The sequence below is a fragment of the Xanthocytophaga agilis genome (assembly GCF_030068605.1).
Classification (GTDB): Bacteria; Bacteroidota; Bacteroidia; order Cytophagales; family 172606-1; genus Xanthocytophaga; species Xanthocytophaga agilis.
In genome coordinates this window covers 289234-304984 of the sequence record NZ_JASJOU010000001.1, presented here as the reverse complement: position 1 = coordinate 304984, position 15751 = coordinate 289234, and the positions used below count along the sequence as shown (strand labels likewise).

Below are 15751 nucleotides of genomic sequence, written 5' to 3'. Positions count from 1 at the left end.
GCACTCTTACATAAATAATTTAATTGTTTCTATATGAAAAGAAAAACTTTACTTTTCACCTTGTTTCTGCTCATCATATATATATTAAGTATAAAACTTTTTAAAGAGCCGCATATAGTTCAGCATATCTGGCAAGAAAATATTATTAAAGCACAGAATTACGTGTATAAAACAAGTACTGAAGCAAATGTAATAGTTGGATCTTCTTTATCTGCCAAACTTTTGATGGATAGCCTCTCACATTTTGATAATTTATCTTTTTCTGGCTTAAGTATATTTGATGGCCTAAATCTTATACTAGAAAAAGGCAATCTACCTAAAACTGTCTTTATCGAAACGAATCTAGTATTGCGCCCAGAAAACACTCAATTCAAAGAAGATTTATTCTCTCCAATTCCTTTTTATACAAAGAAGCTTATACCTGCTTTTCGAGATGGACAACAGCCTATGGCTGTCTTTGGACATTATCTGGAAAAAAATGTAACCCAGAATATCCTTACCAAATTTGAAAGCATCAAAAATTCAACAGATAAACCGTTAGTTTCCGCTTTATCACCAGCATTATTCGAAAAGATGTTGAGTAATGAAATACAGAATTATTCTGTGATACCTCAGGAAAAACTTATCCAAGAAAGATTTGAAAAATTAAATACTATTATTAACTACTTGAATTCAAAAAAAGTGGACATTGTATTTTTTGAAATGCCTATTCACGAACGTTTATGCCATTCACCTGTATCAAATGTAGTAAGATCAAGTTTTTACCAATATTTCAGCAAAAAAAAATATTACTATATTACCCAGCCTTCCTGTGCAGATTATCAGACTACTGATGGATTACATTTCAATAGTGCAGATGCACTCCGATATACATCCTATTTTAAGTCTCAGGTTCAGAAATATCTATCACGATAAAAGTCTACACTTCAAACAAAAAAGGCCTTCATGCTTTACAAGCATAAAGGCCTTTTTTAAAAATGCATAAAATAGGCTTTTATTTCTTAGCAGCATGTCTTTGCTGCAATACATCTACTACTTCATCCAAATCTACGTTTTTAGCCTCAAGCAATACCAGAAAATGAAATAGCAAATCAGCAGCCTCATTTTTAAACAGATCCAGATTATCATCCTTCGCCTCAATTACAATCTCTACAGCCTCCTCTCCTACTTTCTGAGCTATTTTATTAATTCCTCTGGAAAACAGCTTGGCAGTGTAGGATTCTTCAGGTGATGTTCCTTTACGCTGCCTGATAATGGATTGAAGGTGATTCAGAAATAAGCCCTTCTGCTTATTTTCCTCATTAAAGCATGTGTCTGCCCCTGTGTGACAGGTAGGTCCGTCAGGAGTTGCCCGAATCAGAATAGTATCCTGATCACAGTCAATTTTGATCTCATTGACATGCAGAAAATGTCCAGATGTTTCTCCTTTGGTCCATAACCTGTTTTTACTGCGACTAAAAAAGGTTATTATTTTCTCTTGAACCGTTTTTTCGTATGCCTCCTGGTTCATATATCCCAGCATCAGAACTTTTTGTGTCACAGAATCCTGCACAACTACAGGTACCAATCCATTCTGTTTATCAAAATTTATAGTCATATAAAGTAAATCAGTGATTTGAATAAATTCTGGAAATAGGCTACCTACAGTCTCATTGTGATTCCTGCAGATTGCAGGTAGTGTTTTAAAACAGGGATTTCAATTTCCTGAAAGTGAAAGATACTGGCAGCAAGTGCAGCATCTGCTTTTCCCACAGTAAATATATCTTTAAAATGTTCCATTGTACCCGCTCCACCAGAAGCAATTACAGGAATGGAAAGGCCTTCGGAAAGGATACGGGTAACCTCTAAAGCAAATCCGGCTTTGGTGCCATCGGTATCCATAGAGGTAAGTAGAATTTCGCCAGCACCCCGGGATTCTACCTCTTTAGCCCAAGGAATGGTAGACTTATCAGTAGGTTTACGCCCTCCATGTGTATGAACAATCTCTTCGCCATCTACATTACGGGTATCAATAGCGACCACAATGCATTGGCTTCCAAATTCTCTTGATAGTTCATCGACAAGGTTAGGGGTACGAACAGCAGCTGAATTAATAGAAACTTTATCAGCACCAGCCTGCAATAAAGCTGATACATCAGCAATAGAGCCAATCCCCCCACCTACTGTGAAGGGAATATCTACAACAGCAGCTACCCGAGTTACCAGATCAATTAATGTTTTACGGTTATCTACTGTAGCCGTAATATCCAGAAATACCAGTTCATCGGCTCCCTCCTGGGCATAACGTTGGGCAAGCTCTACGGGATCACCCGCATCGCGAAGATTGACAAAGTTGGTCCCTTTAACAGTGCGACCATCTTTGATATCAAGACAGGGAATAATGCGTTTGGTAAGCAAAGTAAAAAAGAATAGATGAATACTGAAAAGTGGAGTAAATATAACAGATCCAACTTTCAAAAGATTGTTTTCATTTTACTCATATATTCATCTGCCCATTTACTCTGTATAGAATTAATGCATTAAATGTGTCAGTTTATGCAAATGCTGAATATCATTATGGGCAACAATCGAAAATTTTTTACCATCGTATTCCAGTTTGTATAAACATAGATTAGTATGCTCATATTGGTCCATGTCTTTCAAGGGTGTTTCAGCTAACATGCTTAACAGTATACGCATAGCCCGGCCATGCATACATATCAGAATAACATCTTCTTCAGGACGGGAAATAATCGTATCAATAACAGGCTTTTGACGAGCCTGTACATCTGCAGGACTTTCCCCTCCATCAATTCGCAGATAGTCTTCGCCATCGGCCCACGCAGCCAAAACAGAATGATAATAGGCATCTTCTTCCGGAGTGATTCGCTGCCCTTCCCGGTGGCCCCAGGAAATCTCATTCAGTCCTGCATATTTTTCATGAGGAAGCCCCAAAGAAAGAAATCCGGATACAGATTGGATGGCACGCTTTAATACAGAAGTATAAACCTTTTTAAAGGGAATGTGTTGATATTTCTCAAAAAACGCCTGAGCCTGGCTACGGCCTAAATCGTTCAAATCAGTATCTACTCCACTACCTTGCACGATGCCTTTCCGGTTATAATCGGTTTCACCGTGCCTGATCAAGTATATTTCTTTGGTTTTCAATGGATTGGTTTTGTACTACTTTTCGCTTATTTTGACAGCGAAATTACACTTTTTTCTGAAAAAAATAAAATTGTGTTCAGATCTAACAAATATGTCTGTAAACTTGTGTTCACAGGCATTGTCAATATTCAATAAATCATATCATAAAATACTGACTATCAAATATTAAAACCAATACACCATGCAGTCTCCCTCTAATCTATTTCCCTCTCAGCTTACTATAGAGTTCCTCAATCAAATGGGAGCAAAAACCATGTCTTCTCATTTGGGTATTGAATTTACAGAGATTGGTGCTGACCACATCATTGCTAAAATGCCGGTTGACTTTCGGACTCATCAACCTCTGGGATTGTTACATGGAGGTGCTTCTGTTGTACTGGCAGAGACATTGGGAAGCATAGCGGCTAACTGTTGTCTGGATACCACCAAACAATATGCGGTAGGTCTGGAAATCAATGCCAACCACGTACGTTCAGTATCTGAAGGATTTGTGTACGGCAAAACAACTCCTATACACATTGGACGTAGCACTCATGTTTGGGATATTCGTATCACCAATGAAAAAGATCAACTGGTGTGTGTGAGTCGACTAACGGTAGCCATAAAAGACAAAAAGTAAATGTTATCTGTACTTTATGCAAAGCAGTAAATACATTATCTTTTATCTTCAAGAAGAAGCTTGTATTTTAGCATCTGCGTCACTATACTCAACCTGTCATGATTCTGTTTGTACTTATTCTGATTGCATCACTGCTGCTCCAGCTCTTTCTCCCCTGGTGGATTATTGCTCCTGTTGCTTTTGCCTTTACACTCTGGAAAGGTAATTCAGCCCGACAATCCTTTCTGGCAGGATTTGCAGCTATCTTTATTCTGTGGTTAGGCGTGGCTTTTATTACAGATATCCAGAATGACAGTATCTTGTCAGCAAAAATCGCCGAAATGCTTTTCGTTAAATACTCAGCCCTTTTACTCATAGTTACAGCTTTGATAGGAGGATTGGTTGGAGGATTATCTGCCTGGACGGGCTATCTGTGGAAAAAAGCATCAGCAAAATAGTATGAACACAATAATCAAAAAGACATCGGTTCTATATGATCCGTAGGAAAACTACTAAAAAGTATTTTTGGGCAATTCTATTTGTGTTTGCAGGTATGAATCTGGTTGCCTTTATTCACGCCTATAAATTCACCCATTTCACAGACAGGGCAGTTGTTAAAACCAAAGATCCCAGCAAGTTATCAGTTACAGAAAAACTCAATGCACTGGCCTTTGGAGTAGATAACCCACGACCTCAAAACCAGGTACATCCTCCTTTACACTATCGGACTATTCAGCTAAAAAGTACGGTCCCTTTGGAAGGATGGTACATTCAGATAACAAAATCCAAAGGAACAGTCCTTCTGTTTCATGGATATTCCGGAGCTAAATCCCTGCTACTTGACAAAGCCAGTGAATTTATGAGGTTAGGCTATAGCGTCTTTCTACTAGACTTCAGAGGCTCCGGTGGTTCAGCAGGTAGTCAGACAACCATTGGCTTTGATGAAGCAGCCGATGTATATGAAAGTGTAAAGTACATTCAAAATCAGGGTGAGAAAAATATTTATTTGTTCGGCACCTCGATGGGTGCAGTAGCTATTATGAAAGCCTTTTATGACTTTTCATTACAGCCTAAAGGAATCATTCTGGAATGTCCGTTTGGATCAATGTATCAGACTACAGTCGCACGTTTTCACAATATGCATGTTCCACCCTTTCCAATGGCAAGCTTACTGGTATTCTGGGGAGGCATTCAGAATGGGTTTTGGGCATTTGGACACAATCCAACGAAATATGCCAAAAACATACATTGCCCTACTCTACTTATGTATGGAGAAAAAGATGCTAATGTGAGTAGACAGGAGATTAATGATATATATGCTAACTTGCAGGGACAAAAAATACTGCGAACCTATCCGTTAGCCGGACATGACAATTATCTAAAAAAATATAAAAAGGAGTGGATTCAGGATATAAAAGCATTCTTACCCTCCTGATAGGATCGATGGAATCTGCTTATACTAAGACATGAAACCCAATATGATGATGCGACATTTCTACTTCCTTTTACTAATCTGTATACTACTTTTTCAATGTTCTTCTCCATTAAAAAAGTATGAGCTTACAGCTATTCGCTGGGAAAAAGATATTCAGGAATTCGAGAAACTGGACACAACTGAAAAATATCTGGAGAATGCTATCCTGTTTACCGGAAGTTCAAGCATACGACTTTGGAAGACTATAGAAAAGGATATGGCACCTTATCCGGTAATTCAACGTGGATTTGGAGGCTCAACTATGTCAGATGTTGCGTATTATATCAAACGGATAGTGTATCCTCATCAGTTCAGAGCAGTGGTTGTTTTTGTTGCCAATGATATTTCGGGAAAAATAACAGATAAAACACCTGAAGAGGTACTAAATCTATTTACGTATATTCATCGCACGATACGAAATAAGTTTCCTGGCAAACCCATCTACTTTATAGAAATTACCCCTACCAATAGTCGCTGGACGGAATGGCCGAAAATTCAGAAAGTAAATGATATGGCAAAACAATTTTGCCAATCCAGACCAAATACATATTTCATTGAAACTGCTTCACTTTATTTAGGTCCCGATGGTAAACCCAATGCCAGTTTGTTTGCAGAAGATCAACTGCATCAGAATTGGGAAGGATATAAAATCTGGACAAAGGCAATTAAAGATAAACTAGATGCTACGCTGAAATAAATTCATAGCTTATTGTCCATCCAGATCTTCCAGTCCAGCCTTTGCCTCTTCCATGTCAGGTTCCAGAGATAAGGCTTTGGTAAAATCAGCCAGGGCCTTGGGGGTTTGTCTTAGCCCTTTGTGCGCAAACCCTCTCATACAATAAGCCAGCGCATTCTCAGGTTGAGCCGTAATAACAGTATCACAATCCCTGATAGCTTGTTCGTATTGTCCTTCATCATTCAGCAAACTAGCTCGTATGAGGATTAAATATGTATGATCATTCTCCTTTTCCAATTGCATTGCCTGATTTATATCCTGAAGCGCACTTGAATTTTCTCCGATTGCTGACAAAACCAATGCCCGGTCTGCATAATAAGTAGACTCGCTTGGTTCCAGCTGGATAGCCTTATTATAATCTGTCAGCGCATTGTCAAAAGCATCCATTGCACTATAAACCAAACCCCGCCAATAATGTTCGTAACTTTTTAGGGTATTTTTCTTCAACAGGAATACTTTATTCATATCTCGTAAAGCTTCTGCATATTTCTCCTGAAAATAGTAAATCCTGGCACGAAGGAAATACGCATTTGAACCAAGTGTATCCAAACTTATTGCCTGATTGATGGAATGTAAGGCATCTTCCCCGATATCTCCATCTTCTACTAATGCATCCGCTCTGTCATAATAACCCATGATTCGTACACTATCCAGTTGTCCTGGAGTATACAATCGGTTAAGAAGCAATACAGCATTCCCTAAAAGTTCCAATGTATCACCAACCTGGTTTCTTTGCTGAGCAATCTCTGGCATCAGATATATAGAATGAAGAAAATCCTCTACGGCTTCTTTACGGCTTCCTGCCTGAAATTTTACAATAGCGAGGTCATACAGAATTGGTGCATTTTCTTCAGCTTCACTATCCAGTTCCTGTGTAGCCTGATTCAGTGAGGTGAGTGCTTCCGGATATTTTTTCAGACGGTATTGTGTCAATCCTTTATAATATAACAGATTGACATTATCGGTAGAGTCTGGCAAGTCAAAATAGTATAGCGCATCTTCGTATTTTTTTTGCCGATAATAAATCATTCCCCAATCTAAAAAGTCTTCATCTTCTATTTCTCCAGCCTGTAATAATCCTTCATAGATTTTAACAGCCTCCGGATATTTCTTATCTTCAGCCAGCAAAGTAGCATTCAATCGTAGTGCATTGGGATAGGCTGGATCAAGTACCAATGCCTTTTGCACATAGTCTTTTGCTTTCCCTTTTTCATCCTGCTCATAGGCTAACAAAGCTTTATAGTACCAGGCGCTACGGCTAGGTCGAACAGAAATGGAGCGGTCCAGGGCTTCATTGGCTTCTTTTTCTTTTCCCCACTGATAATACAGGTAGCCCAGATCATTCCATGCTGTTTCGTCTTTAGGATCGATGGATAATACATGCTGGAAATCTTTTTCTGCTCCTGTATAATCTTCTGTATATAAACGGGTAAGAGCTCTATAGTGATAAAAGCTGGTATCCTTGGGATAGTGCACAATCAACCGATCAAAAGCCATACGCGCACTATCATATTTTTGGGCCTGAAACTGATAGTAGCCCAATGCATACAAAGCTTTTTTATGAGTAGAATCAGCCTTCAGTGCTTTTTGGAGGTAGTCGAAGCCTTCAACGGCCTGTCCCTTGTTAAAATAGGAAATAGCTTTCTTATAAGCTTTTTCGGATGCTTTATTCTGACTATAAACGGTAGAAATAAATAGAGAAAAAATGAATAGAATTCCGATTCTTTGTAGCATAACGAGCGGACAAACCTGTCCAGTATTCTGAGTATGGGTAAATAATCAGCTAAAGGTAAGCTAAGATACGGATTTTCAAGAGATTAGATTTTACATTTTTAACCAAAACAGTACATACACAAGTATATGAAAGCAGAAATGCCTGATGGAACGGATCCATCAGGCATTTCTATCTATTGGGAAGCTTCTATTTTTTGTCCTGTGTCTTTGTCCAGGTATCTTTCAGCGTAACAGTCCGGTTAAAGATCAGTTTTTCAGAAGTGCTATCTGTATCCAGATTGAAATATCCTTTTCGGATAAACTGGAAGTGATCTTTGGTAGTAGCTTGTTTTAACCAAGGTTCTACATATACCTTCTCAATCACCTGCAGAGAATCAGGATTGATTAATTCTTTAAAGTCTCTTTCCTCTGCTGCCAGATCTTCTACTGTAAACAACCGATCATACAAACGCACTTCGGCTTCTACCGCATGAGGCACTGATACCCAATGCAAAGTTCCTTTTACATTGATTCCGGATGTATCTGAACCACTTTTGCTTTCTGGAATATACGTACAATGCAGCTCAGTAACTTCTCCATTGGCATCTTTAATCACCTCGTCGCAACGAATGATATAAGCATGTTTCAACCGAACCATACCTCCTGGAAACAAACGGAAGTATTTCTTAGGCGGATTCTCCATGAAATCCTCCTTCTCGATATACAATTCTCGTGAAAACGGAACAGTCCGGTGTCCAGCTTCTGCATCCTCCGGATTATTCTCTGCGTGTAGCTCTTCTGTTTGTCCTTCCGGATAGTTGGTAATTATTACTTTCAAAGGATCTAACACCGCCATTACCCGGGTAGCAATCTTATTGAGATCTTCCCGAACACAGAACTCCAACAGAGATACATCAATCAGGTTATCACGTTTGGCAACCCCTATTTTCTCCGCAAAGGCACGAACAGAAGCAGGTGTATACCCACGTCTGCGTAAACCGGAAATCGTTGGCATTCGGGGATCATCCCATCCGGTAACGAATTTTTCATTTACCAGTTGCAATAGTTTCCGCTTGCTCATCACTGTATAGGTCAGATTCAAACGGGCAAATTCAATTTGTTGTGATGGAAATATCTCCAGTTTCTCAATAAACCAGTCGTACAGTGGGCGATGGTGTATAAACTCCAGTGTACAGATTGAGTGTGTAATATGCTCAATAGAATCTGATTGTCCATGGGCAAAGTCATACATCGGATAAATACACCATTTATCTCCGGTACGGTGATGATGGGCAAATTTGATTCGGTAAATGATTGGATCACGTAGCAACATATTAGGGGATGCCATATCTACTTTGGCACGCAATACCCGGCTTCCTTCCGGAAACTCTCCTTTGCGCATGCGTTGAAACAAATCCAGATTCTCTTCTACAGACCGGTTCCGGAATGGACTTTCTTTTCCAGGCTCTGTAGGTGTTCCTTTCTGAGCAGCCATTTGCTCAGAAGTCTGCTCATCTACATAGGCCAATCCTTTTTGGATCAGCTTTACAGCATACTCATATAACTGATCAAAATAATCAGAAGCATAAAATTCATTTTCCCATTCAAAACCCAACCATCTGACATCGTTCTTAATAGACTCTACATATTCTGTTTCTTCAGTTACTGGATTAGTATCGTCAAAACGCAAATTGGTTTTTCCGTTATACCGATCAGCCAGTCCAAAGTTCAGACAAATGGATTTTGCATGCCCAATATGCAAATAGCCGTTTGGCTCCGGAGGGAAACGGGTATGCACCCGACCAGCATGTTTTTGGCTCTTTATATCTTCTTCAACAATAACTTCAATAAAATTCAACGACTTCTCCGTCGATTCTTTCTTTTCTTCAATCATATGTATGGATGAACTATAGGTTTTGCGTTTTGATAGATATTGTTTTTGGTTTTAAAACCACCGCTGACTTTTCCCAATGTGCGAAATTACGGGTATTTATCGAATCTCCCAATGTAGAGAAAACAAGGTTTTACCTTATTTAATTCTCTATACTCAGATCCAGCTTTGTTTTGCTTATCTTTGAAGATTAAAAACCATTTATCTGTAAGCTTACCTTGCAAGTTGATTTACAATCTTTTCTGGATGAGAAGGTCGCTGAATATAACCGACCTGCGTTTATCACCAATGATCCGATTAGCATTCCCCATCGCTATACAACCAAACAAGACATTGAAATTACAGGTTTGTTTGCCGCGGTATTAGCCTGGGGACAACGCAAAACCATTATCAATAAGTGTCTGGAGTTAATGCGTCTAATGGATGATACACCATATGAATTTATCCGCAATCATCAGGAGACTGACCTAAAACGTTTTCTGTCATTCAAACACCGGACCTTCAATGCAACAGATACACTCTATTTTATTGAATTCCTCCGACAGTTTTATCAGCAGCATGATTCATTGGAAGATGCATTTGCCCGTTTTATTACAGATCAGGACAAAACTACAGAAAAAGCATTGATTGGTTTTCGCAACCTGTTTTTCAGTCTGGAGTTTGCACCTGCCCGAACAAGTAAACATATATCTACTCCTGCTGCAAAATCAGCCTGTAAACGACTGAATATGTTTTTGCGCTGGATGGTCAGAACAGATGATAAAGGCGTTGACTTTGGTATCTGGAAACGCATACAACCTTCTCAACTGGTTTGTCCCTGTGATGTACATGTTGAACGTGTAGCCAGACATTTAAAACTCATTCAACGTCCGCAACTAGACTGGCAGACTGCCGTAGAACTCACACAAAAGCTTTCTCAGTTTGATGCCAATGATCCGGTCAAATACGACTTTGCCTTGTTTGGTTTGGGTGTAGAAGGCGTTTTATAAAGAATTACCCAAATCGCTGAAAGTTGAGAAATGGATAAAGCAGAAAAGAATACATTCTGCTTTATCTAAAAAAGTCTTGCCTCAAATTATTCCAGAATCACTCCATCTGCTACAAAACGTACAGACTTTTCTGGCTTTTTGATTTTAGCTATCTCCTTTTTAGACTTTCCTGCATCTTCAGCATAATGACGTAACTCAGCCACAGAGGTTTTCTGTTCAAATGCTTTTCCCTTCAAAATCACCTTTTTCCCGGCAGCATCTTTAGGAACAAAAAACGCATAATTTTTAAAACGCACCAGCATTTCCTGTCCGTTTCCTGCATCTACACGCATCCAGCAACCTTTGTTCTGACACACTTCTTTTACAATTCCTTCTGTCTGGACAAAAGCGGAGTCCTTCCCTTCTACAGCCTGGGCAAGCTGGTTAACAGGAATTACGTTCTGAGGGGTAAAAGATTCACCAAAGGTAGCAGACTTCTCCTGAGCCTGTACCACCATTCCTGACAGGCATGTCAAAGCGGCAAATACGAACTTTTTCATCGTTAAACAGGATTATATGTAAAGATTTAGCAAAAATACGCATTAGACCGACTTATCAAATTACTTTTGTTACTTTTAAGATTGTTTTGTCTTTGACTATGAACCTCCTCCGCATTATCAAACACCCTGCCTTTGAATGGACACTCTTGCTGGGTATACCGGCAATATTATATTTAACTGGCTGGCATACAGAAACCATAGGAGGTTTACAACGAATGATTCTGGCAACAGGTATCATCAAAGCGGATACCGAGCAAAACCAGACAGACTCTTCTCCGGATGCAGACTATAATGTAAATCTTCAAACGCTTGATGGTAAGGATATATCACTGAAAGAGTTGAAGGGGAAAGTAATCTTTATGAATATCTGGGCAACCTGGTGCCCTCCCTGTATTGCAGAGATGCCAGGTATTCAAAAACTATATGAGCAGGTTAAATCTGAGGATATAGCTTTTGTGATGATCTCCGTAGATGAAAATCCAGCTAAAGCGCAAAAGTTTATCAAACGTAAGGAATACACTTTTCCAGTCTATCAGCTTACCAGCAAGGCTATCCCACAGATGTATGCCTCCGAATCCATCCCTGTTACTTTTGTGATTAGTGCCAGTGGTAAGCTAGTTCTGAAACATTCTGGAATGGCCGATTATAATTCGGATGCATTCAGAGACTTTTTGCGTAGCCAGGTTTCTAAATAAAGTTATACAGTCTTACGATAGCGCCAGATAGCCAAACCATTTATTGCCAGTGCAATTGCTAGTAAAGCAAAGAAATGTGACCGAACATCGGCAAAGGTGCTGCCTTTGAGCATGGTATTTCGGGCTACTTCTATGATATACTTTAATGGATTAATCGTATCCAGCCATTGTGCCCACTGAGGCATATTTTCGGTGGGTGAAAACAATCCACTAAGCAGGATAAACAGTACCAGCATAAAAAAGGCAACAAACATGGCCTGCTGCATGGTATCAGAAATAGTAGAAATCAACAATCCTAACCCTACACATAAGATCAGAAAGAGTAGTGCAAACACATATAGCAATAACAAGCTTCCTTCCATTGGCACACGAAAGATAAACTTTGCTACAATCAGACCTAATGTAAACTGCACTAATCCAATGACTACAAACGGAATCAGTTTACCCAGTATAAATTCATACTTCTGAATTGGTGTGACATTGAGTTGTTCCATGGTTCCCATTTCTTTCTCACGTACGATATTCAAGGCCGCAATTAACCCTCCTACCAGTAATAGTAACTCAAACAAAATTCCAGGCACCATAAACGTACGGTATTCCAATCGGGGATTATACCAGTACTGATTGACAATATCTACCTGTTGTACCTCACCCTTACGCACGGGAACATTTTCAATTCTGATATCTCCATTAAAGTCCTGAATAATGGTTGAAGCATATCCACTGGCAATACCAGCTTTAGAACCATCAATGGCATTTACCATTAACTGTACACCAGATCGGTTGTCGCGATACAAGTCCCGTTCAAAATGAGCTGGAATAACCAGTACAATATCTATCTTATCAAGCAATAGCTGTTCTTCTGCTAGCTTATAACTGGGAGAAAAACCTGTCAGTTTAAAATTGTCAATATACTGAAATTTACTTACCAGCCGTCTGGAAAAGGTAGAATGATCCTGATCTACCACAGCAATTTTCAGATTCTTAACTTCAAAGTTAGCCGCCAATGATAATAATACCAGTTGCATAACAGGAGCAATCATCATCATACGGAGTAACACCACATTCCGAAAAATCTGTTTGAACTCCTTTTCAACGATAAAGAGTATCTTTCTCATAATACTTCTTATTTTATGCAAGATGTGTTTTCAGATTACGAATACTCAAACCAATAAAGAACAAAGCCATTACAGCCAATATCAATGTATCCAATGCTATAGCCCTTACCCCGATTCCTTTGATCATGATATTTTTGACAATCCTTATAAAATATTTTGCGGGTATGATATTCGATATCACTTGTAGTCCCTTGGGCATACTTTCTATTGGAAATATAAATCCCGAAAGGAAAATCGTTGGCAGAAGCATAATCACCATTGACGCAAACATGGCTACCAGTTGCGAATCTGTCAAAGAAGAAATAAATACACCAATGGAGAGTGCAAGAAAAATAAAGAGCAAGGTCTCCAGTAATAACAACAGGAGATTGCCATTCATAGGCAATTCCAGCAAAAACACGCCTAGAATCAGTATCACACAACCATTTACAAAGGACAATGCCAGATAAGGAATCACTTTCCCTAAAATAATCTGCCATTGACTCAGAGGAGAAACAAATAATACTTCCATGGTTCCCATTTCCTTTTCACGGGCTATTGTCACAGAAGTCATCATAGCAGAAACCAGCAACAATACCAATGTCATCACACCAGGCACAAAGACAAAAGCTCCCTTTAGTTCCGGATTGAAAACCATTTGGGTATTGACATCAATATACATCGGAGCAATCGACCCTGCTACAGAGGTTGTATAGCCCTGAATAATAGCAGAGGCATAGTTGGTGAGTGAGATAGCCGTATTCTGCTCTGAGGCATCAGCGATTATCTGTATCTGGGCAGTACGACCATGTTCATAGTCATAACTAAACTGAGCAGGAAATACTACCACCATCTTAATTACTCCTTTTCGGAAGGTCTGATCTATTTCCTTATAAGAAGATAAATTCTGATATACCTGAAAGTATCCGGAAGAGAGTAATCGAGCAGTAATCTGTTGTGTGTGTAAGCTCTTATCATTGTCCAGAATAGCGATGTTGGCATTTTTAATCTCATTGCTTAGTGCAAAACCAAACAATAGTACCTGAACAAATGGCAACCCAAACAGGATCAGCAAGGTACGCCTGTCACGCAGAATATGGAAAAACTCCTTTTTAACAAATGCGAGAAATCGTTTCATAATACAGATTTATTTGGTTGATGTACCACGAGCCAGAATCTGAAAAACTCCATCCATAGAATCGACCTGATAAGTTTCTTTTAAGCCTTTGGGTGTGTCTAGTGCCTGTATCTTGCCATCTACCATAATAGAAACCCGATTACAATATTCAGCCTCGTCCATATAATGGGTTGTCACAAAGATGGTTGTGCCCCTGGCAGCAGCTTCATAGATCATCTCCCAGAACTGCCTTCGGGTAATGGGATCAACACCACCAGTAGGTTCATCGAGAAAGACAACTTTGGGCTGATGCAACATAGCAACCGAAAAAGCCAGTTTCTGCTTCCATCCCAGAGGTAATGAAGCTGTTAAAGCATCGGCCACCTTTTGTAATTGCAGCTTTTCCAGAATACCAGCTGTTTTGTCTTTGATATCAGATAAACGCAATCCATATATTCCACCATAGAACTTGATATTTTCCCGAATGGTCAGGTCTTCATATAGGGAAAACTTCTGGCTCATATACCCAATATTCTGTTTTATTTTCTCTGTATGTGTATAAACATCAAAACCTGCAACCTGAGCCTCTCCCGAACTAGGAGTTAACAACCCGCACAGCATACGCATAGCTGTAGTCTTGCCTGCTCCATTTGCTCCCAGAAACCCAAATATCTCTCCTTCCTCTACTTCAAAAGTTATCGCATTGGTAGCAATGAAATCGCCAAACTTTTTCGTGAGCCTATTGGTAATTACAGCCTTCATACACTGAGTTGTTTAAGATTGTGCAGGTACACTTGTCTGACTTATTAAATCCATAAAACAGTCTTCAATACCTGGATCAATGCGCTTAATATCAATCTGTCTATGATTATGAGAGGCCAGGTAGGCTTCGATATCTCTAGAAGTTGTTTCATGTTCTAATGCCAGATGTAGGTATTCGCCAAATGCATAACAGGAATGGGTAAAAGATGCGTTGCGCAAATCCTGAATCAAACGGAAGGTTTCAGCTGCTTTTACAGCAAATAAGGGCCGTTGAAAAAGTTTAGTTATGTCTTGTGGAGTATCTACTGCGAGAATCTTTCCTCCCTGCATTAAAGCGATCCGGTCACACAAACCAGCTTCATCCATATAGGGTGTTGAAACCAGAATTGTTAGTCCCCGTTGTTTCAGGCTTTTCAGCATATCCCAGAACTCCTTTCTGGACACAGCATCCACTCCTGTAGTGGGTTCGTCCAGAAACAATACTTCTGGTTTGTGAATCAGAGCACAACACAACGCCAGCTTTTGCTTCATCCCACCAGACAACTTGCCAGCACGCCTTGTTTTAAAGGGCTCTATCTGTACATAAATATCTTTAATCAGATCATAGTTTTCTTGAATAGATGTTCCAAAGACAGTAGCAAAGAAGTCCAGATTCTCTTCAATGGTCAGATCCTGATATAGGGAAAATTTTCCAGGCATGTACCCTACCTGAGTACGCAATTGCAGAAAGTCTTTGACAATGTCTTTTCCATTAACCACTGCTCTCCCCTGATCCGGAAATAAGAGCGTAACCAGCATTTTAAATAGGGTTGTCTTCCCTGCGCCATCAGGCCCAATCAGTCCAAACAACTCTCCTTCTCTGACTTCAAAAGATACATTACTGACAGCCTGGATGTTGCCATACGCTTTACTAATATTATCTACTATGATAGCATTCATATGTCTGAATCCATGTATAGTTTTCTTTTCCAGTTAAAATTGTCTTTGTGCTTG

The 15751-nt window shown here is 39.4% G+C and carries 17 protein-coding genes; 7 read left to right on the top strand and 10 right to left on the bottom strand.

Annotated features, from left to right (window positions below; translation table 11 throughout):
- Positions 1-162: 162 nt before the first annotated feature.
- Entirely contained in the window at positions 163-915 is a 753-nt protein-coding gene (locus QNI22_RS01150; protein WP_314508764.1) for a hypothetical protein, read from the top strand.
- Between the two features lie 79 nt (positions 916-994).
- Here QNI22_RS01150 and hisIE read toward each other — a convergent pair whose 3' ends face one another.
- From hisIE to QNI22_RS01135, 3 genes are all read right to left on the bottom strand, one after another.
- Positions 995-1597, bottom strand: coding sequence for a bifunctional phosphoribosyl-AMP cyclohydrolase/phosphoribosyl-ATP diphosphatase HisIE (gene hisIE, locus QNI22_RS01145; RefSeq protein ID WP_314508763.1), 603 nt, complete (start codon positions 1595-1597; stop codon positions 995-997).
- Between the two features lie 44 nt (positions 1598-1641).
- Positions 1642-2397 (bottom strand): imidazole glycerol phosphate synthase subunit HisF, encoded by a 756-nt coding sequence (gene hisF / locus QNI22_RS01140; protein ID WP_314508762.1) that lies wholly within the window; start codon positions 2395-2397, stop codon positions 1642-1644.
- A 114-nt stretch (positions 2398-2511) separates the two neighbouring features.
- On the bottom strand, positions 2512-3147 hold the full coding sequence (locus QNI22_RS01135; RefSeq protein ID WP_314508759.1) for a histidine phosphatase family protein: 636 nt from the start codon (positions 3145-3147) through the stop codon (positions 2512-2514).
- A 181-nt stretch (positions 3148-3328) separates the two neighbouring features.
- Here QNI22_RS01135 and QNI22_RS01130 point away from each other — a divergent pair, with 181 nt between their 5' ends.
- From QNI22_RS01130 to QNI22_RS01115, 4 genes are all read left to right on the top strand, one after another.
- Positions 3329-3766: a hotdog fold thioesterase gene (locus QNI22_RS01130; protein WP_313996926.1), complete on the top strand. Its 438-nt coding sequence runs from the start codon at positions 3329-3331 to the stop codon at positions 3764-3766.
- A 98-nt stretch (positions 3767-3864) separates the two neighbouring features.
- A complete protein-coding gene (locus QNI22_RS01125) occupies positions 3865-4203 on the top strand; it encodes a hypothetical protein (protein ID WP_314508758.1) in 339 nt (112 codons plus the stop codon).
- Positions 4204-4238: 35 nt separating this feature from the next.
- A complete protein-coding gene (locus tag QNI22_RS01120) occupies positions 4239-5180 on the top strand; it encodes an alpha/beta hydrolase (RefSeq protein WP_314508757.1) in 942 nt (313 codons plus the stop codon).
- A 31-nt stretch (positions 5181-5211) separates the two neighbouring features.
- The gene (locus QNI22_RS01115) at positions 5212-5916 is read left to right on the top strand and encodes a GDSL-type esterase/lipase family protein (protein WP_314508756.1); all 705 of its coding nucleotides are present in this window, start codon (positions 5212-5214) and stop codon (positions 5914-5916) included.
- Positions 5917-5925: 9 nt separating this feature from the next.
- On the opposite strand, the gene QNI22_RS01110 is transcribed toward QNI22_RS01115, so the two are convergent.
- Positions 5926-7689 carry a tetratricopeptide repeat protein gene (locus tag QNI22_RS01110; RefSeq protein ID WP_314508755.1) on the bottom strand — a complete coding sequence of 588 codons (1764 nt, stop codon included), beginning with the start codon at positions 7687-7689 and terminating at the stop codon, positions 5926-5928.
- A gap of 187 nt (positions 7690-7876) precedes the next feature.
- Entirely contained in the window at positions 7877-9562 is a 1686-nt protein-coding gene (locus QNI22_RS01105; RefSeq protein WP_314508754.1) for a glutamine--tRNA ligase/YqeY domain fusion protein, read from the bottom strand.
- Positions 9563-9777: 215 nt separating this feature from the next.
- On the opposite strand from QNI22_RS01105, the gene QNI22_RS01100 reads away from it, so the two are divergent.
- A complete protein-coding gene (locus QNI22_RS01100; RefSeq protein ID WP_314508753.1) occupies positions 9778-10548 on the top strand; it encodes a TIGR02757 family protein in 771 nt (256 codons plus the stop codon).
- 86 nt (positions 10549-10634) lie between these two features.
- Here QNI22_RS01100 and QNI22_RS01095 read toward each other — a convergent pair whose 3' ends face one another.
- The gene (locus QNI22_RS01095) at positions 10635-11087 is read right to left on the bottom strand and encodes a DUF4920 domain-containing protein (RefSeq protein ID WP_314032604.1); all 453 of its coding nucleotides are present in this window, start codon (positions 11085-11087) and stop codon (positions 10635-10637) included.
- A gap of 98 nt (positions 11088-11185) precedes the next feature.
- On the opposite strand from QNI22_RS01095, the gene QNI22_RS01090 reads away from it, so the two are divergent.
- Positions 11186-11782 (top strand): TlpA family protein disulfide reductase, encoded by a 597-nt coding sequence (locus tag QNI22_RS01090; RefSeq protein ID WP_314508752.1) that lies wholly within the window; start codon positions 11186-11188, stop codon positions 11780-11782.
- Positions 11783-11784: 2 nt separating this feature from the next.
- Here QNI22_RS01090 and QNI22_RS01085 read toward each other — a convergent pair whose 3' ends face one another.
- Genes QNI22_RS01085 through QNI22_RS01070 form a run of 4 tightly spaced genes read right to left on the bottom strand, consistent with a single transcriptional unit; the run spans position 11785 to position 15697 of the window.
- Entirely contained in the window at positions 11785-12900 is a 1116-nt protein-coding gene (locus QNI22_RS01085; RefSeq protein WP_314508751.1) for an ABC transporter permease, read from the bottom strand.
- A gap of 13 nt (positions 12901-12913) precedes the next feature.
- Positions 12914-14017, bottom strand: coding sequence for an ABC transporter permease (locus QNI22_RS01080; protein WP_314508750.1), 1104 nt, complete (start codon positions 14015-14017; stop codon positions 12914-12916).
- A 9-nt stretch (positions 14018-14026) separates the two neighbouring features.
- The gene (locus QNI22_RS01075; protein ID WP_314508749.1) at positions 14027-14758 is read right to left on the bottom strand and encodes an ABC transporter ATP-binding protein; all 732 of its coding nucleotides are present in this window, start codon (positions 14756-14758) and stop codon (positions 14027-14029) included.
- 12 nt (positions 14759-14770) lie between these two features.
- Positions 14771-15697, bottom strand: a complete 927-nt coding sequence (locus QNI22_RS01070) for an ABC transporter ATP-binding protein (protein ID WP_314032609.1) — start codon at positions 15695-15697, stop codon at positions 14771-14773.
- Between the last annotated feature and the right edge of the window lie 54 nt (positions 15698-15751).